This is a genomic window from Novosphingobium sp. BL-S-33 (assembly GCF_056857025.1).
Genome location: NZ_CM166474.1, coordinates 1159264 through 1177226, shown reverse-complemented (window position 1 = coordinate 1177226; position 17963 = coordinate 1159264). Strand labels below are relative to the sequence as shown.

General features: G+C 65.9%; 17 protein-coding genes. 6 read left to right on the top strand and 11 right to left on the bottom strand.

Annotation, left to right across the window (positions count from 1 at the left end; genetic code table 11):
• Positions 1-215: 215 nt before the first annotated feature.
• From AC1VVM_RS05495 to AC1VVM_RS05460, 8 genes are all read right to left on the bottom strand, one after another.
• Positions 216-1634: a family 43 glycosylhydrolase gene (locus tag AC1VVM_RS05495; RefSeq protein ID WP_482956059.1), complete on the bottom strand. Its 1419-nt coding sequence runs from the start codon at positions 1632-1634 to the stop codon at positions 216-218.
• Positions 1635-1739: 105 nt separating this feature from the next.
• Entirely contained in the window at positions 1740-2756 is a 1017-nt protein-coding gene (locus AC1VVM_RS05490) for an arabinan endo-1,5-alpha-L-arabinosidase (protein WP_482956058.1), read from the bottom strand.
• Between the two features lie 2 nt (positions 2757-2758).
• The gene (locus AC1VVM_RS05485; RefSeq protein ID WP_482956057.1) at positions 2759-3391 is read right to left on the bottom strand and encodes a 2-dehydro-3-deoxy-6-phosphogalactonate aldolase; all 633 of its coding nucleotides are present in this window, start codon (positions 3389-3391) and stop codon (positions 2759-2761) included.
• A complete protein-coding gene (locus tag AC1VVM_RS05480; protein ID WP_482956056.1) occupies positions 3388-4272 on the bottom strand; it encodes a 2-dehydro-3-deoxygalactonokinase in 885 nt (294 codons plus the stop codon). The genes AC1VVM_RS05485 and AC1VVM_RS05480 overlap by 4 nt, the downstream gene beginning before the upstream one ends.
• Positions 4269-5846 (bottom strand): alpha-N-arabinofuranosidase, encoded by a 1578-nt coding sequence (locus AC1VVM_RS05475; protein WP_482956055.1) that lies wholly within the window; start codon positions 5844-5846, stop codon positions 4269-4271. The genes AC1VVM_RS05480 and AC1VVM_RS05475 overlap by 4 nt, the downstream gene beginning before the upstream one ends.
• 22 nt (positions 5847-5868) lie before the next feature.
• Positions 5869-6795 (bottom strand): Gfo/Idh/MocA family protein, encoded by a 927-nt coding sequence (locus AC1VVM_RS05470; protein WP_482956054.1) that lies wholly within the window; start codon positions 6793-6795, stop codon positions 5869-5871.
• A 3-nt stretch (positions 6796-6798) separates the two neighbouring features.
• Positions 6799-7803: an AraD1 family protein gene (gene araD1 / locus AC1VVM_RS05465; protein WP_482903062.1), complete on the bottom strand. Its 1005-nt coding sequence runs from the start codon at positions 7801-7803 to the stop codon at positions 6799-6801.
• 79 nt (positions 7804-7882) lie between these two features.
• Entirely contained in the window at positions 7883-9409 is a 1527-nt protein-coding gene (locus tag AC1VVM_RS05460) for an aldehyde dehydrogenase (NADP(+)) (protein WP_482903061.1), read from the bottom strand.
• 112 nt (positions 9410-9521) lie between these two features.
• On the opposite strand from AC1VVM_RS05460, the gene AC1VVM_RS05455 reads away from it, so the two are divergent.
• Entirely contained in the window at positions 9522-10292 is a 771-nt protein-coding gene (locus tag AC1VVM_RS05455) for a FadR/GntR family transcriptional regulator (RefSeq protein WP_482903060.1), read from the top strand.
• A gap of 201 nt (positions 10293-10493) precedes the next feature.
• Here the strand turns inward: AC1VVM_RS05455 and AC1VVM_RS05450 are convergent, their stop codons facing one another.
• Positions 10494-11810, bottom strand: coding sequence for a sugar MFS transporter (locus AC1VVM_RS05450; protein ID WP_482903059.1), 1317 nt, complete (start codon positions 11808-11810; stop codon positions 10494-10496).
• Positions 11811-11993: 183 nt separating this feature from the next.
• Here AC1VVM_RS05450 and AC1VVM_RS05445 point away from each other — a divergent pair, with 183 nt between their 5' ends.
• The 3 genes from AC1VVM_RS05445 to AC1VVM_RS05435 all read left to right on the top strand — a co-directional run bounded on the left by AC1VVM_RS05445 (position 11994) and on the right by AC1VVM_RS05435 (position 16072).
• On the top strand, positions 11994-13136 hold the full coding sequence (locus tag AC1VVM_RS05445) for an aldose epimerase family protein (RefSeq protein ID WP_482905152.1): 1143 nt from the start codon (positions 11994-11996) through the stop codon (positions 13134-13136).
• A gap of 21 nt (positions 13137-13157) precedes the next feature.
• Positions 13158-14954 (top strand): IlvD/Edd family dehydratase, encoded by a 1797-nt coding sequence (locus tag AC1VVM_RS05440; protein ID WP_132388237.1) that lies wholly within the window; start codon positions 13158-13160, stop codon positions 14952-14954.
• A gap of 251 nt (positions 14955-15205) precedes the next feature.
• The gene (locus AC1VVM_RS05435) at positions 15206-16072 is read left to right on the top strand and encodes an SMP-30/gluconolactonase/LRE family protein (RefSeq protein ID WP_482956053.1); all 867 of its coding nucleotides are present in this window, start codon (positions 15206-15208) and stop codon (positions 16070-16072) included.
• Positions 16073-16310: 238 nt separating this feature from the next.
• On the opposite strand, the gene AC1VVM_RS05430 is transcribed toward AC1VVM_RS05435, so the two are convergent.
• Positions 16311-16445 carry a hypothetical protein gene (locus AC1VVM_RS05430; RefSeq protein ID WP_482956052.1) on the bottom strand — a complete coding sequence of 45 codons (135 nt, stop codon included), beginning with the start codon at positions 16443-16445 and terminating at the stop codon, positions 16311-16313.
• 310 nt (positions 16446-16755) lie between these two features.
• Between AC1VVM_RS05430 and AC1VVM_RS05425 the strand changes: the two genes are divergently transcribed.
• Together AC1VVM_RS05425 and AC1VVM_RS05420 are read left to right on the top strand one after the other, a co-directional pair.
• Entirely contained in the window at positions 16756-16881 is a 126-nt protein-coding gene (locus tag AC1VVM_RS05425; RefSeq protein WP_482956051.1) for a hypothetical protein, read from the top strand.
• Positions 16882-16911: 30 nt separating this feature from the next.
• Positions 16912-17250, top strand: coding sequence for an EscU/YscU/HrcU family type III secretion system export apparatus switch protein (locus AC1VVM_RS05420; RefSeq protein ID WP_482903055.1), 339 nt, complete (start codon positions 16912-16914; stop codon positions 17248-17250).
• 155 nt (positions 17251-17405) lie between these two features.
• On the opposite strand, the gene AC1VVM_RS05415 is transcribed toward AC1VVM_RS05420, so the two are convergent.
• Positions 17406-17843 (bottom strand): hypothetical protein, encoded by a 438-nt coding sequence (locus AC1VVM_RS05415; protein ID WP_482903054.1) that lies wholly within the window; start codon positions 17841-17843, stop codon positions 17406-17408.
• Positions 17844-17963: the final 120 nt, after the last annotated feature.

The following is a 17963-nucleotide window of genomic DNA, read 5'->3' as shown; positions in this document are numbered from 1 at the left end:
CCATGTGGGGCTGGCCCATACCATGCCCCTTCCGATTACTCTGACTAATTATTAGTCGGACTAATCAGGCGCAAGCATAAAAACGGTATTGCTGCAAAATTGCTGAACCAACTGTGGCACAATGGCCGCAGGAGCCATCATCCGGCGAGACAGTGTACGGCTCCGGTCTCTGCGCCCGGATAGGCGCAGAGACCGGTTGTCCGACTTTTAAACGATCAATCGATCTTCCAGGCGCTCGCGGCGTCCTTGCCGGGGGCGAGGCGCAGGCCGTCCGGAGCGACTGCCAGCGACTTGGACGGATCAGTGGCCGAGACGAATCGCACGGCGCCGCCGCCGGCACTGGTCCGGCGGAACTTCTCAGGCCCGGTACCGCGCGGGGCGATGGAAACCGAACCGTCCGCCGTGGCGACGAGGCAATGGTCCCGCAGGAGAATCGGCGAGAGCGTTACGGTGCCCTCGCCCGCGTCTTCCACGCGGAACTGCGTCTGCGGCAGCGGCACTGCGGCGCTCGTCATGCGCGTGCCCTCGTGCGCCATGTAGGTGCCCGGACGGGCGACCGAGATGAAGCGATCGGGCATCGCGCCATTGCCGACCGGCACGCCGAAATCGGGATTGCCCGAGGCGTCGAAGTAGAGGCGCTGGACGCGGGTGTGGCGGTCCGGGTTGAACAGAGGGTCGCCTTGGATCGCCTCGTAGTCGCGGCCATGATAGACCAGCAGCGGGCGGCCTTGCTCGTCCACGGTGAAGCTGTTGTGGCCGGGGCCGTAGACCGAGGTCGCGGTGTTGGTGGTGAAGACCGGATGCTGCGACTTGGTCCAAAGGCTCGCGTCCATCAGGTTCGCTTCGGCGTCGATCGACAGCAGGCCAAGGCAGTAGCGCGCGTCGGTGGCGCTGGCCGAATAGGTCATGAACAGCTTGCCCGCGTGTTCGATCACGGCGGGCGCCTCGTTGACCTTGTAACCCCGGATTTCCCAGTCGAGCGTCGGCACCGACAGGCGGGTCGGCGCGGCGGCCAGCGTCAGCGGGCCCGACATCGGCGCGATGTAGAGGTTCGAGTTGGTGTCGATCCCCGCCTCGCGCTGGGCCCAGGCGAAGTAGCGCGTGCCGCGATGGACGAAGCTCGTCGAATCGAGGTTGAAGCTGTCCGTGGGCAGCTGGAACTGGCCGGCGATCTTCCAGTTGCCGGTCATCGGATCAGGTCCGTCGCAGACGATAGCGAAAGTGCGGATGCGGAACACGTCCTCGCCGCCGCCGCTCGGGCCCGCTGCGAAGTACATGTACCAGTGGCCGTCGATCAGGTGCAGCTCGGGCGCCCAGATGAAGCCGGACATCGGGCCGGAGGATTCATGGCGCCACAGCACGCGTTCCTCGGCCGTCGAGAGACCGGCGACGGTCTTCGAACGGCGCAGCACCAGCCGGTCGTACTCGGGCACCGAGCCGGTCAGGTAGTAATTGCCGTCGTCGTGGCGGAAGACTTGCGCGTCAGCGCGCTGCCTGACCAGCGGATTGACGGGAACGGGCGCGCCGGTCGCGGCAGGGGCCGAGCCGAGCGCGTTCTTGCCGGCAGACGTGCAGGCCATCGGCAGCATCGCGGCCCCGGCAGCAAAGGCGCGGCGCGAAAGGGGAAAATTCATGGGGGTCCTCTTCCGTGATTTCGTTTCGTTGCGGTGTCCCGGTCGCACCCCCCGGGCGGGAAAAGGACACCCCGGCGCGAACGCCGGGGTGTCAGCTGGTGGGTCTCAGTATTGCGCCACGGGCCAGCCGTCGGTGCCCCAGATCAGCGGCGCGATGCGCAGCGTGGGGCGGCCCTGGTTGTCCTTGTCGTAGGCGTGATAAGCGAGGTAGGTCGTGCCGTCCTTGTCGGTGAAGGCGCCCGCGTGGCCGGGGCCGCGGAAGCGGTGCTTCTCCTCCAGATCGGCGCGCAGCAGGATCGTGCCGCCGCCCTGCATCATGTCGCTGCCGTCCTTGCCCTTGTAGGGCCCGGTGATCTTCTTCGAGCGCGAGATGACGGTGTAATAAGTGCTGTTCGCGCCCTTGCAGCAATAGTCGTAGGACGCGATCAGGTAGTACCATCCGCCGTGCGGGATGATGAACGGCGCCTCGATCGGGGCCGGGCCGCCGGCAGGGGCCGGACGGCGGGCGATCGAATAGGGCTCGGTGCCCGGGGCCACCTTGCCGGTCTTCGGATCGAGCGGGAACAGCTTGATCCCGCTCCAGAAGCTGCCCAGCGTGAGCCACTGGCGGCCCTGATCGTCCTGCACAAAGTTCGGATCGATGGCGTTGAAATCATCGTCATGCGTGGACATGACGACCAGCCCCTGATCCTTCCAGCCATAACCCTTGGCCTTGGGATCGAGCGTCTTGCTGGTCGCAAGACCGATGGCCGAGCGGTTCGAGCCGAAGGTCGAAACCGAGTAATAGAGCCGGTATTCGCCGTTCACGTACGAGATGTCCGGCGCCCAGATGCCTTCGGTGCCGGGCACGGCCTGCTTCGCCCATGCCGGAATCTCGGCGAAGACGGCGCCCGCGTCGGTCCAGTGCTTCAGGTCTTTCGAGGTCTTGATGCCGACATAGCGGCCCACGGTCGAGAAGACGTAGTAAGTGTCGCCCTCGCGGATGATGACGGGGTCGTGGACCACGAGGTCGCCGGTCATCTGCGAATTAAGCGTCGGTGCTCCGTCGGTCTGTTGGGCACCGACGCTGCCGGTCAGCCCCAACGCAGCGAGGCCGAGCAGGAACGAGAACTTACGGATCATGCTCAGCCCCCGGCCGCGTTCCATGCGGCGATGATCTCGGCCGCCTTGGCGCCGACCGTCGCGGCATCGAAGCCCGGCTTGTAGAGGCTGCCGCCCACGCCGATGCCGTAGACGCCCGCCGCGCGGTATTCCGCGACATTGGCAGCGCCGACGCCGCCCACGGCCCAGACGCGGCTGTGCTTGGGCAGCACTTCACGGATCGCCTTGATGTAGCTGCTGCCCAGCACCGAGCCGGGGAACAGCTTCAGGTCGCTGGCGCCTGCCGCCACGGCGGCGAAAGCCTCGGTCGGGGTCAGGAAGCCGGGCAGAACGTCCATGCCCAGTTCGATCGAGCGCTTTATGACGGCCGGATCGACATTGGGCGAAACCATGAAAGTACCGCCGACGCCGGCCAGCGTTTCGGCAAGGTCGGTGCCGATCACGGTGCCGCCGCCGATGGCCGCGCGGTCGCCCAGCGCCTCTACCATCGCGCCGATAGAACCGGCCGGATCGGGCGAATTGAACGGCACTTCGATGATGCGCACGCCGGCTTCCACCAGCGCTTCGCCGATGGCGACCGCTTCATGGGTCTGAATGCCGCGCAGGATCGCCACAACGGGTGCATGGCCTGCGGCCAGAACGTCTTCGATCTTCATGCCTTCTGTCCTTTCGCGATGGCGAGCCCGGCGAGGACCGCCGCATCGCCATCGATCTTGCGCGAGGTGCAGCCACGGGCCGCCAGCGCGCGATCATAAAGCGCGGAAAGCGCCGGGTCGCCGATCAGCACCACCGTAATGCCGGTCGGCACTTGCGCGGCAACTTCGCCGCCGATCAGCAGGCCGGAGATATAGCCGCGCGACCAGTCTTTCGAGCGTCCGTCGAGCATGCGCGCGGCGCGGGCTTCGAACAGGGCGCCGGTCAGCGGCTCCTCGCAGCGCTCGAGACCGCGTGCGAAACCGTCGTCGAAGCTGCCCTCACCCGGCGTATCCGGCCCGGTCAGCGTCGACTGGCCTGCCAGCAGCGCGAACAATTCGCCGGTCGGGTGGGTACGGAAGCCGACGATGGTACCGTTCACCACCGAGACCCACTTGCAGTGGGTGCCCGGCAGCGCGATCAGATGCTCGCCCACGGCGAGTTCGGGATGGAGTGCGAGGGCGCCGAAGACTTGCGCCTCCTCGCCCCGCATCACTTCGGGCACGCCCTCGGAATCCTTGCAGCTCAGCCCCGGCAGCACCGAGACCGGGATGCCAGCCACTTCGAGCCGGGTGCGCGAGGAGAGCCACTTGGCCGCGTCCGCCGGACAGGCCGCATAGCCTGCCGCGACGAGCGCACCCGGAGCGCCGGCCATGCCGCAAAGCACGACTTCGGACAGCGCCCCTTCCGCCTTCCAGACGTCCAGCCTTTCGGCCAGCGCGCCCTCGGCATTGCCGGCGAGCGCGCCCGGCCCATCGAGCCGGGCGTCCACATCACCACCATCCATGCGGAACAGCCGCAGGCGGGTGGTGCCCCAGTCACCAAGGACGTGCTTCACGCTCATTGCAGTTCGAGCACCACGACCGACTTGGCCGGCAGGGTGACGACAAGATTGCCGCCCTGCACGCTCGCGCCCGAGAACGCCTCCGGCTTCACCACGCTGGGTGCGTCGAAGGTGTTATGTGCGTTGATCGCCGGTGCCGTCAGGATCTTGCCGGTGACGGCCCCTGCCGAAACGCCATCGAGCTTGATCGTCACGGTGTTGGGCTGGTTCGGATCGAGGTTCGACAGACCCACGTGGATCTTGCCGTCCTTGCCCTTCACCGCCGAGCCGCTGACGGCCGGCATCGTGAATTCGTCCTTTGCATACCACGGCGACTTGATCTGGATCGGCAACACCGTCGCATCCTGCCACGGCTTGTACATGTCGAAGACCCAGTAGGTCGGCGTCAGCACCATCTTGCTGCCGTCGGTCAGGATCATCGCCTGCAGCACGTTCACCATCTGGGCGATGGCGGTCATGCGCACGCGGTCCGCATGCTTGGCGAAGATGTCCAGGTGGACCGAGGCGATCAGCGCATCGCGCAGGGTGTTCTGCTGGCGCAGGAAGCCCGGATGCGTGCCCGGATCCTGAGCGTACCAGGCGCCCCATTCGTCGACCGCGAGGAAGACCTTCTTCGCGGGATCGTACTTGTCCATGATCGCCGAGTGCTTGGTGATCAGTTCGTCCATCCGGCGCGCTTCGTTGAGCGTATCGGCCCAGCCGCGCTCATCGAAATTGACCGGATCGGCCTTGGGCGGCCAACCGCCTTCGGGCAGCGTGTAATAGTGGAGCGAGAGGCCGTCGACGTTACCGCCGGCGACGCGCATCATCGTCTCGGTCCAGTTGTAGTCGTCGACATTGGCGCCCGAGGCGACCTTGAGGATCTTGGTGCCGGCCGGGGCCTTCACGAAAGTCGCATAGCGGCGCGTCTCGTCGGCGGCGAATTCGGGGCGCATGTTGCCACCGCAACCCCACAGCTCGTTGCCGACGCCGAAGTAGGCGACGTTCCACGGTTCCTTGTGGCCGTTGCGCGCACGTTCGTCCGCCAGCGATCCGGCAGGCGCGGTCATGTATTCGACCCATTCGGCCATTTCGCGCGGCGTGCCGTCACCGACGTTGCCGGCGATATAGGCTTCCGCGCCCACCTGGCGCAGCAGTTCGAAGAATTCGTGGGTGCCCACGGCATTGGGCTCGGTCACGCCGCCCCAGTGGGTGTTGACCTTGACCGGACGCTTGTTCGGCGCGCCGATGCCTTCACGCCAGTGGTATTCGTCGGCGAAGCAGCCGCCGGGCCAGCGGATCACCGGCACCTGCAACTCGCGCAGCGCCGTGACGACGTCGTTGCGGAATCCGTTGGTGTTCGGAATCTTGCTGTTCTTGCCGACCCACAGGCCGCCGTAGATCCCGGTGCCAAGGTGCTCGGCGAACTGGGTGAAGACTTCCTTGTGATAAACCGGGCCGGGCTTGTCGGCTTCGATCGTCGCGGTGGTCGGCTGGCCGTTGGTGTCGGCATGGGCCACTGTCGAGACCGTGCCTGCGAGCGCGGTGGCGCTCAGCAGGACAGCAGCAGTGGTGCGGCGAATCGCCTTCAACATTTTTTGTCCTCTCCCGGGAATATCAGTCGTGGAATTCTTCGACGAGTTCGCGCTTGCCGCGCAGGAATGCGTCGGCGACGAGGCGCAGCGGCGCGATGTCCACATCGCTGCGGCCGCCACGGATCAGGTTGGCGAAGCGCGCGTAGAGGCCGGGATATTCCATGTCCTCATTGTGCTCGGTGCCGGTGGGCAGGGTGAGCACGGCACCGCCATTGGCGAGCTTCAGCGTTCCCGCGTCGGTCTCGACAATGATGTCCCACGACTGCGGGCCGGTCTGGCGCCAGTCGAGGTCCATGTGGATTTCGGCCCCGGCGGTATCGCGGAACTCGATATCGGCGGCGATCGGCGCGGCGCGGTTGGCCGGCAGGCTGAGCGTGGCATCCTTCAGGAAAAACGGGCGCGGCATGATGTGCGTGGCGATCGACAGGGCATTGATGCCCGGATCGAACACGCCAAGACCGCCCGGCTCCCAGATCCAGTCCTGACCCGGATGCCAGACGCGCACGTCCTCGCGCCAGATGATCTTGGCGCTGAGAATGGTGCGCTCTGCCAGCCAGGCGCGGGCCGGAGCGACACCGGCGGCGTAGCGCGAGTGCCACGATGCGAACAGCGACGCGCCCACCTTCTCGGCGCAGCTTTCCAGCGCGGCCACTTCGGCCAGCGTGGCGCCCGGCGGCTTTTCGAGGAACACGTGCATGCCCTTCGACAGCGCCAGCGCGGCCAGATCGTAACGGACCTGCGGCGGGGTGCAGAGCGCCACCGCGTCGATGGCCGGGCCGTTCTCGATCAGGTCTTCAAGGCTGCTGAAGTGCGGGATGCCTTCGGGGCCGCGATGATGCGGGCTGACCGTGGCACCCAGGCTGAAGTTCGGGTTGCCTTCGATGGCGGGGATGTGCTGGTCGCGGGCGATCTTGCCCACGCCAACGATGGCAATGCGGATCGGATCCATGGCTCAGAGCGCCTTCACGGTCATGGTCGGCGCAGCCGGAGCGGCAGCGCGGGCGAGCGGGTTGGCGACCGGCAGGGTGAACGGCGCGGCCGAGATCTCGAACACGTCGCCTTCCTGCGTCTGCACGCCGTCGCTGAACGAGAGCGTGGCGGTGCCGAAGAAGTGGACGTGCACGTCGCCGGCACGGCGGAACAGGTCGTACTTGAAGTGGTGGTGCTCAAGGTTGGCGAACGTGTGCGACATGTTCGCCTCGCCCGAGAGGAAGGGCTTCTCCCAGATCGTTTCGCCATCGCGCACGATCTTGCTGGTGCCTTCGATCTTCTCCGGCGGGGTGCCGAGCAGCAGTTCCGGGCCAAGCGCGGCCTGACGCAGCTTCGAGTGGGCGAGCCAGAGGTAGTTGTGGCGCTCGGTCACATGGTCCGAGAACTCGTTGGCGAGCGCGAGGCCGAGGCGGTAGACATTGCCGTCTTCGCCGACGAGATAGATGCCCGCCAGTTCGGGCTCTTCGCCGCCGTCCTTGGCGAACGCAGGCATGGTCAGCGCTTCGCCGGGGCCGACGAGCAGCTGGCCGTCGCCCTTGTAGAACCATTCCGGCTGCTGGCCTTCGGTGCCGGCAGCGGGCTTGCCGCCTTCCAGGCCCTCAAGGAACATGCGCATGGAATCGGTGACGTGCTCACCCGAGGCGGCGGCGGCGTGCATCTTGTTGCGGCCTTCGGCCGAGCCAAGGTGCGTCAGGCCGGTGCCGGTCATCAGCAGGTGCGCGGAATCGTCGTGGTCGATCGGGGCCAGCAGGGTGCCGGCCGCGAATTCGGCCTTGATGTCGACCGCTTCGCCCGCAGCGCAAGCCTTGGCGGCCTCGGCCAGTGTCACGCCTTCGGCGATGGCGCGCTGGGCGAGTTCGCGGGTGGTGGTGACGCCCTGAAGGAAGTGGGCGGCATCGCCCTCGGCAAGGATAACGGAACGCACGCCGTCGGGCGCGCGATGCTGGAGCAGGCGAAGGTAAGTCATGGATCTCTCCCGGGGCGTCTTAGCCCGATCCGCGGCGCGCCTTCTTGGGGGAGCGCGCCGCGGGGATTGGGTGGGCTGATTAGAGGGTAAGCGTGCCGTCGATCAGGCGCGGGGCGCCGTCACCGTAGGCTGCGTCGCGCAGTTCTGCCGGAAGCAGGCCCTGTGCGAAGTTCTGGTAGCTGACCGGACGCAGGAAGCGGTCGATCGCAAGGCTGCCGACCGACGTGGTGCGCGGGTCGGAGGTCGAGGGGAACGGGCCGCCGTGCACCATCGCGTGGCACACTTCGACGCCGGTCGGCCAACCGTTGACGAGGATACGGCCAACCTTGCGTTCCAGCACCGGCAGCAGGCGCGAAGCGGCGGCTTCGTCGGCTTCGTCCATGTGCAGGGTGGCGGTCAGCTGGCCTTCAAGACCTTCGAGCAGGCTGGCGAGTTCGGCTTCGTCCTTGCAGCGCACGACGATCGACGCAGCGCCGAACACTTCGTGGCCGATCGCCTTGTCGGCGAGGAACTGTGCAGCCGTGGTCTGGAACAGGATCGCACCGCCGGTGGTCTTGCTGCCTTCTTCGCCCTTGGCGATGGTCTCGACGCCCGCATTGCCTTCAAGCGCTTCCACGCCCTTGGCATAAGCGGCGGCGATTCCGGTGGTCAGCATGGTCTGCGGCTTGGCTTCCGACACGCCGCCGGTGGCGGCAGCGACGAATGCGTCCAGACCTTCACCCTCGACGGCCAGAATCAGGCCGGGGTTGGTGCAGAACTGGCCTGCGCCCATCGTCAGCGAACCGACGAATGCTGTGCCAAGTGCTTCGCCGCGCGCCTTCAGCGCTTCGGGAAGCAGCAGGACCGGGTTGATGCTCGACATTTCGGCATAGACCGGGATCGGCACTTCGCGGGCCTGCGCCAGCTTGGCGAGGGCGAGACCGCCACCGCGCGAGCCGGTGAAGCCAACCGCAGCGATACGCGGATCCTGAACCAGAGCGGCGCCGAGTTCGTTCGACGGGCCGACAAGGTGCTGGAACACGCCTTCGGGAAGGCCGGCGTCCTTGACCGCCTTGGCGATCGCGGCGGCAATCAGGCTGCCGGTGATCGGGTGGGCGGGGTGACCCTTGACCACGACCGGGCAACCGGCGGCGAGCGCCGAAGCGGTGTCGCCACCGGCGGTCGAGAAGGCGAGCGGGAAGTTCGATGCGCCGAATACGGCGACCGGGCCGACCGGGATCATGCGCAGGCGCAGGTCGGGACGGGGCAGCGGGGCGCGGTCCGGCAGGGCAGGATCGATGCGCAGTTGCTGCCACTGGCCCTTGCGAACGACATCGGCGAACATGCGCAGCTGGCCCATGGTGCGGCCACGCTCGCCCTCACCGCGCGCACGCGGCAGGCCGCTCTCGGCCATGTAGGCCTCGATCAGCGGCTCACCGATGGCGAGGATCTCGTCAGCGATTCGCTCCAGGAACGAAGCGCGGGTTTCACGGTCGGTTGCACGGTAGGTATCGAAAGCCGCAGCGGCTGCGGCGCAGGCGGCAGCGACATCGGCAGTGCCGTTCACGGCCAGCGGCTCGCCCTGGGGCTCACCGGTTGCGGCCACGATGGAACGGAATTCGGTCATTTGGGGTCTCCCTATTTACTCCGACATATTCCGAGCGCACAGGAAACGCAATGTTTGTCGTTCCTTCACGCTGAAAGGGCTGTTAGGTTCCTTTCGGGAGGTGCCTGTAACAGTGTCAGAAGCCAATTTCGTGAACGATGAAGAAAGTGCAAGGCCGGCCGACGAGGCCCGGGGTCCGGGCCGCCGCCTGCACGGTGCAATCGCCCATAAACTGGGAACGGCCATCTTGTCCGGCAAATATGCGCCCGGGGATATTCTTTCTGGTGAAGTTGCCTTCGCCGAGGAGCTCCAGGTGTCGCGGAGTGCCTATCGGGAAGCCATTCAGGTGCTCACGGCGAAGGGTCTGGTCGCAAGCCGTCCCAAGGCCGGAACGCGGGTATTGCCAAGGGATCGCTGGAACCTGCTGGACCCCGAAGTGCTGGGCTGGGCTTTCGCGGGGGAGCCGGATATCGAGTTCGTGCGCAGCCTGTTCGAGCTGCGCGCCATCGTCGAGCCCGCCGCCGCCCGCCTTGCCGCGCAGCGCCGCGACAAGAACGACCTCAAGGTGATGAAGGACGCGCTGGCGGCAATGCGCCGGCACACGCTCACCACCGAGGCCGGCCGCGCGGCGGATCGCGATTTCCACAACGCGATTCTCCAGGCGACCCGTAACGACGCCCTGCTGGTGCTCAGCGCCTCGATCGGGGCGGCGGTGAACTGGACCACCCAGTTCAAGCAGCGCGCCCGCGCCCTGCCCCGCAACCCGATCCCCGACCACGTGCGCGTCTACGACGCCATCGCTGCTGGCGACGCGGCCGGCGCGGCGGAAGCGATGAACGTGCTGGTCGATCTGGCGCTGGAGGATACGCGCAGCGCGATGGAGCTTCCGGCCGGAGGGGAGTGATTCCCTCCCTCACCATTCCGTCCCGATTCCACGCGCTCACAACATAAACCCCGTCATCCCCGCCCGCGAAGGCGGGGATGACGGAGTTGGAGCGCTCTGAGGTGGTTTGGGACCGGAGCCAAGCCGGTCATTTACACCCAAAGCAAAAGGCCCCGGCGATCGCTCGCCGGGGCCTTTTCATTTATCGCTGAACGCGCTGCCTTATTCGGCAGGCTGCACAACCAGATCCGGTTCCGCATGCGTCGTCTTGCTGCCCCACAGCGCATAGAACAGCACGTAGAGTTCGCAGACGGCGGTCAGCAGGAACGAGTTCTGCAAGCCGAAGGTGTCCGCAAGCCAGCCCTGCACGATCACCAGCGAGCCACCGGCAATTGCCATGACCAGCAGGCCCGAACCTTCCTCGGTCAGCGGGCCAAGGCCCTTAATGCCGAGCGTGAAGATGGTCGGGAACATAATCGAGTGGAACAGGCCCACGAGGATCAGCGACCACATGGCAACCGGGCCATGCGCGAAGACCGTGGTGATCATGACCAGGAACGCGCCGACCGAGAAGAAGGCGAGGACCTTCGAGGCGTCGAAGCGCTGCATGATTGCCGAACCGGCGAAACGGCCGACCATCATGCCGCCCCACAGGAAGGTCAGGTACTTGCCTGCCTGCTCATGGGTGAGGTTGGCGATGTCGGGCTGGCTGACGAAGTTCACGAAGAGATTAGCAACGCCGATCTCCGCGATCAGGTAGATGAAGATCGCCGGAACGCCGAACACGAGGTTGCGGTGGCTCCACAACGAGAGGCTCTTGCGCTGGTCCTTGGCAACGCGCGAGTTCGCCGAGCCCATCGCGGGCAGCGGGAAGCGGGCGATGACGACGGCCAGAACCACCAGCACCACCGCAACAAGCGCGTAAGGCAGGATCACCGAGTGCGCGTCGGCAATGCGCTCGGCGGGGGTCAGCACGGTGCCGGCAACGGCCGTGCCGCTCTTCGAACGACCGAGGATCAGGTAAGCACCGAACATCGGCGCCAGCATGGTGCCCATCGAGTTCAGCGCCTGCACCAGATTGAGGCGCGAGGAAGCGGTCTCGGGCTTGCCGACGACGGCGACGTAAGGGTTCGCCGCCACCTGAAGCAGGGTGATGCCGCTGGCGATCACGAAGAGCATGACCAGCGTCACGCCGTAGGACGGGATGCTGGCGGCCAGCATCATGCCCAGCGCGCCCGCCGCCATGATCAGCAGGCCGGTGACCAGCGACTTCTGGTAACCGATCCGTTCGATCAGCTTGGCCGAGGGAATCGAGGCGAAGAAATAGGCGATGAACCACACCGATTCGATCAGCGTCGTCTGGGTGTAGTTAAGGTCGAACACGGCGCGCAGGTGCGGCAGCAGCGTGTTGTTGATGACCGTGATGAAGCCCCACATGAAGAACAGGCTGGCAAGCAGCGCAAGCGCGGGGCCGTAACGGACGCCCGCCTGCGGTGCATGAAGCACGGGGGCATCTCCAGATGAAACCACTGGGGGCATGTCTATCCTCTCATAACAGAACTGCCGGGTCCTGTGGCAAACCGGCTTGCGCTCTTTCTATTTGTCGGACTATATGCGCGGAACGTCGTCGTCAATGGGCCAAAGCACCGCCCAGGGCGCCGGAACACACCGAGATTCGTCCGTACATACAGAAACGAAATGGGAGCTAAGGGAATGAGGATTCTGCGCAAGGTATTTGTGACTTCCTCCGCGCTTTCTCTTGCTTGCGCCCTTCCGGGCGCGGCCTTCGCCGCCGATGCCTCGCAGGCTCCTGCCGGCACGCTTTCCAATGGCTCTGCCGTCACGGCGGTGACACTGAAGGCCGCCAACGGCATTTCGGCCACGATCCTCAGCTTCGGCGCCACGCTCTGGAAGCTGAACGCACCCGATCGCGACGGCAAGGTTGCCGACGTGCTGCTGTCCTACGATGACCTTGCCAGCTTCGAGACGCATCCCAACTACTGGGGCGCGACCATCGGCCGCTATGGCAACCGCATCGCGAACGGCCAGTTCACGCTGGACGGCAAGACCTACCAGCTTCCCCAGAACGACCACGGCCAGTCGCTGCATGGCGGCGGCAAGGGCTTCGATGTCCAGAACTGGAAGGTCGAATCGGTCAAGTCGGGCCCGGTGGCGACCGCCGTGTTCTCGCTCGTCAGCCCTGACGGCGATGCCGGCTATCCCGGCACCGTGAAGGCCAAAGTGACCTACTCGCTGGACGAGCAGGGCAACCTCAAGATCGTGTTCGACGCCACGACCGACAAGCCGACCGTGCTCAACATGACCAATCACGCCATCTTCAACATGGCCGGTGAAGGCAGCCCGCGCGACGCGACCCAGGATCTCCTGACGATCCCGGCCAGCCACTACACGCCCGTCAGCGACAAGCTGATCCCGACCGGCGAACTGCGCGACGTTTCGGGCACCGTGTTCGACTTCCGCAAGGCCCGCCTGGTCGGCGAAGGCATCCGCGATGGCCGCGACGACCAGATCGTCAAGGGCCGCGGCTACGATCACAACTTCGCGCTCGACAAGGGCGTGACCAAGACCCCCGAACTGGCTGCCCGCCTCGAAGACCCGGTTTCGGGCCGCGTGCTGGAACTGCTGACCACCGAACCCGGCGTGCAGTTCTACTCCGGCAACTTCCTGGACGGCACCTTCATCGGCAAGAACGGCCACGTTTACCGCATGGGTGACGGCATCGCGCTGGAACCGCAGAAGTTCCCCGACGCCCCGAATCACCCCAATTTCGTCTCCACCCGCGTCGATCCCGGCAAGCCCTACCAGCATGTCATGATCTATCGCCTTTCCACGGCCTCGCGCTGATCGAACGAAACGAAACGCACCATGACCGACAAGACTCCCGCTAAGCTGCGCTCGCGCGCGTGGTTCGACAATCCCGACAACGTCGACATGACCTCGCTCTATCTGGAGCGGTACCTGAACTTCGGCCTCAGCCTTGAAGAGCTTCGCTCGGGCAAGCCGATCATCGGTATCGCCCAGACCGGCAGCGACCTGTCGCCCTGCAACCGCCACCACCTCGTACTGGCCGAGCGCATCCGCGAAGGCATCCGTGAAGCCGGCGGCATCGCCATCGAGTTCCCGGTCCACCCGATCCAGGAAACCGGCAAGCGCCCGACTGCGGGCCTTGATCGCAACCTCGCCTACCTCGGCCTGGTCGAAGCGATCTACGGCTACCCGCTTGACGGCGTGGTGCTGACCACCGGCTGCGACAAGACCACCCCGGCACTGCTGATGGCGGCAGCCACCGTGAACATCCCGGCGATCGCGCTTTCGGTCGGCCCGATGCTCAACGGCTGGCACAAGGGCGAGCGTACCGGCTCGGGCACCATCGTGTGGAAGGGCCGCCAGATGATGGCGGCGGGCGAACTGGATGCGGACGGCTTCATCAAGCTCGTCGCTTCCTCGGCCCCGTCGACCGGCTACTGCAACACCATGGGCACGGCGACGACGATGAACTCGCTCGCCGAAGCGCTGGGCATGATGCTGCCGGGTTCGGCGGCGATCCCCGCGCCTTACCGCGACCGCCAGGAATGCGCCTACCACACCGGCAAGCGCATCGTCGACATGGTGCACGAGGACCTCAAGCCCTCGGACATCCTGACGCTCGACGCGTTCCATAACGCCATCGTCGTCAACGCCGCCATCGGCGGTTCGACCAATGCCCCGATCCACCTTGCCGCGATCGCCCGCCACATCGGCGTCGAACTGCCGCTGAAGGACTGGGAGACTTACGGTCACAAGATCCCGCTGCTGGTCAACCTCCAGCCCGCCGGCGAATACCTTGGCGAGGACTACTACCGTGCAGGCGGCGTGCCCGCCGTCGTCGCCCAGCTGATCGGCCAGGGGCTGATCAAGGAAGGCGCGATGACCGTCAATGGCAAGACCATGGGCGACAACTGCCGCGATGCCACCATCGAGGACGACCGCGTCATCAAGACCTTCGACCAGCCGCTGGTCGAGGAAGCGGGCTTCCTGGTCCTGTCGGGCAACCTGTTCGACGCGGCGATCATGAAGACCAGCGTGATCTCGGAAGAGTTCCGCAATCGCTACCTGTCGAACCCCAACGATCCGGAAGCCTTCGAAGGCCCGGCCGTGGTGTTCGACGGTCCGGAAGACTACCACCACCGCATCGACGATCCGGCCACCGGCATCACCCCCGACACGCTGATGTTCATGCGCGGCGCCGGCCCGATCGGTTATCCGGGCGCGGCCGAAGTCGTGAACATGCGTCCGCCCGCCTACCTCATCACCGAAGGCGTCAGCGCCCTGCCGTGCATCGGCGACGGCCGCCAGTCGGGCACTTCGGGCAGCCCCTCGATCCTCAACGCCAGCCCCGAAGCGGCGGCGATGGGCGGTCTGGCCCTGCTCGAAACCGGTGACCGCGTGCGCATGGACCTGAAGAAGGGCCGCGTGGACGTGCTGATCTCGGACGAGGAACTGGCCGCTCGCCGCGCGGCGCTGGAAGCCAAGGGCGGCTATGCCTACCCGGCTTCGCAGACCCCGTGGCAGGAGATCCAGCGTGCGGTCGTCGGCCAGCTCGACACCGGCGCGATCCTCGAAGGCGCGGAAAAGTACCAGCGTATCGCCCAGACCATGGGCCTGCCGCGCGATAATCACTAAAACGACAGGCACTGATCTGCACGATCGGGGGGTCCGGAACGATTTCCGGGCACCCCGATAGTGCATTGCCCGGCCCCGAACTTCGCAGAATTTCAGGGCCTGGGCACGATAACGGCTCACTCTCCCACCGGTCCCGGTCACCGAGTCTGCACGGCGTAAGCCGGGCTGGGGGCTGGTGGGGAAGTGGGCCGAAGTTGTATTCGAAACCCCGAAAATCACGACACTGACCGGCAATGGATGGGAGACCTGCGATGACGCTCTGGCGCAAGATCGAACGCGATGTCCGCGACACACTGGGCGAAGGCGCACTGTGGTGCGCACGCGACAATGCGTTCTACTGGGTCGACATCCTTGCCCCCGCCCTCAATCGCCTGAGCCTTTCGGACAACGTGGTCACCCGCTGGGACATGCCTGCCCGCCTCGGCTGGGTCGCCGAGCGCGCGGAAGGCGGATTGATCGGCGGTTTTCAGGACGGCGTCGCCCATATCACGCTCGATCCGCTGACGATCTCCGAGCGCAACGATCCCGAACCGCACCTGCCCGGCAACCGCATGAACGACGGCAAGGCCGACCGCCACGGCGCGATCTGGTGCGGCACGCTGGAAATGGCGGAAGAGAACGCGATCGGCACGCTCTATCGCCTCTCTTCCGAGGGCGAATGGCAGGTCATCGATTCGGGCTATACCGTGCCCAACGGCCCGGCTTTCTCGCCCTGCGGGCAGTGGCTCTACCATACCGATTCGGCGCTGCGGACGATCTATCGCTTCAAGCTCGACGCAAAGGGCGCCCCGGACAGCGCCCATGACCGCGAGGAATTCATCCGCTTCTCGGAAGAGGACGGCTATCCGGACGGCATGACCACCGATGCCGAGGGCTTCCTCTGGGTCGCTCACTGGGACGGCGGCAAGATCACCCGCTTCGCGCCCGACGGCACGCGGGACCGCTCGATCGAACTGCCCGCCCGGCGCATCACCAACATTGCCTTTGCCGGCGAGAACCTCGATCGCATGTTCGTGACTTCGGCAGCGAAGGGCCTGCCGGAATCGGAATTCGACGGCGCGCTGTTCGAGGTGGAATCGGGCGTGACGGGTAATCCGGCGGGGATTTATCTGGGCTGAGGCTGAACGAAGCCCTTCGAACACAAGACGACCTGACCCAACACTGTCGTTCCCGCGCTGGAGGCCTGCGGGACCAGCGTAGCGATGCGATGGACGATCTCCGTCTGAACGGCCTCCGGCATGCTCGTCGCGCTTGAGGCGGATCATCACCGAGGCCGAGGGCGGCATGTTATGGCGCACGAACTCGGATTTTCCCCCTCCGCAATTTGGACGCGGGCGCCGTCGATTTCGCCGATGGTCAGCTGGAGATCGTGCTCGCGCGTAGCGCGCGGCGTTCGCCTTCGAGCGTGCAGCTGGCGCCCATCGGCAGTTTATCCAGCATCTGGTCACCGGTTTCCGGCGTCGCCAACGTCCCGTCGGCGGCGACTAGCATGCGGACGCGGTAGAGTCCCCCTCGCCAACTGTCAGCGCGCCGGAGGAATTGTCGATGTGGTAGGAAATACCCGCCTGTTCGAGCGCGGCGCCCCCCCGGCGCAGCGCTTCGCGCTGGTCGCCTCCTTCGCCTCGTGCACATTCGCCACCGGCGCGGCAATAGCCTTGCCCGGCTGTCCGGTCCTGCTGGTGATGCAAGTGGTGAAGGGAGCGCTCAGCCGCTCGCCCCCCGCGCTCAACCTCGTCGCGCTAGGCCTCTCGGCGGGCGTGCTGGGCGGAATCGCCGCCGTGACGCCCCCTGCGGCCATGGCATGGGCGAGCAGGAAGGCGAAGAGAGCTTCACCCCCACTGACAAGCGCCAGAAAGATACAGCTGAGAAGGGCGATGTCATCCGTTCGCGCGAGATGGCGACGGCGGCGGGCGTGGCGATGGGCTGAGCATGGCTGGCACTCGCCGGGCCGTGGGTGTTGGACCAGCTGCTGCGCGCGGTGGCCAACGGGTTCACGTGGCGCCGCGCCGATATCGACGACTTCATGCCGGGCCAGCGCCTGCTGCAAGTTCTGGTCGAGCTCCTGCCGCCGATCCTCGTGCTCGGGATTGGCGTGATCCTCGTCGCGCTCGTTTCGCAGCTCGGCTTTGGCGAGGGGCGCTGGCTGGGCAGCAATGTCCTGCCCAAGGGGGCGCGGATCGATCCGCTCTCCGGCCTAAAGCGGATGTTCGGGCTGACCGGATGGATCGAGATGGCCAAGGGCATCGCCAAAGTCGTCCTGCTGCTGACGATCGCCTGTGGGCCCGGGCAGGGATAGCTACGCTCGTGCAAATGGGTGGCGGCACGGTCACAATCCCCTCCTGACCGGAGCCGTCGCGGACCCTTGATAAGCTAACTGGCGGGGGATCCAGTCTTCGTGCGACCTACCGGATGCCCCGTCCCGTTTTAAGGCCGTCCCGTTTCCTGCCTGTCTCAGTGCAGCCTTGCGCCATTCGGCAAAGTGAGCGGCGCTGACATCCCGTCATCGCGCTCAAGACCCGAAAGGATCATCGAGACATAGGCCGCCAGCAGCGCCAGCCCGAACGTGGCGCCTTCGGAGATCACTTCCTCGGACCCATCGGGCAGGACCAGCGTCGCCAGGCACGATCCCGCGCTCCCGCGAGAGACCATGCAATTGACGTCGGGCCCGACGATGGCAAACACCGCGCTCTCGGCCGCCCCGCACGAGAGCATCGCCTCGATCGTGGTGGGCTCGAACGTCGCGCCGCTCTGCCCGTCCGGATCGTGCAGAAGCAACACGGCCTCGCGAATGCGGTCGTACTCCTCCGCGGACGCGCTGCCGGCGCAATCGTGAAGAAAATCGCGCAGGCGCGCGATCCAGACGTGGGTGTCGGAAACTGGTTCGGTCAAGGAACTCGCCATCGTTGCAGCCCGTTCAAGCGGATGCAGCCAAAATCCCAAAGTGGCTCCGGCTGTCAATCCGCACAAACAACGTGGGTTCTCACCCCGTATCACCTTGCTACAGCGTCA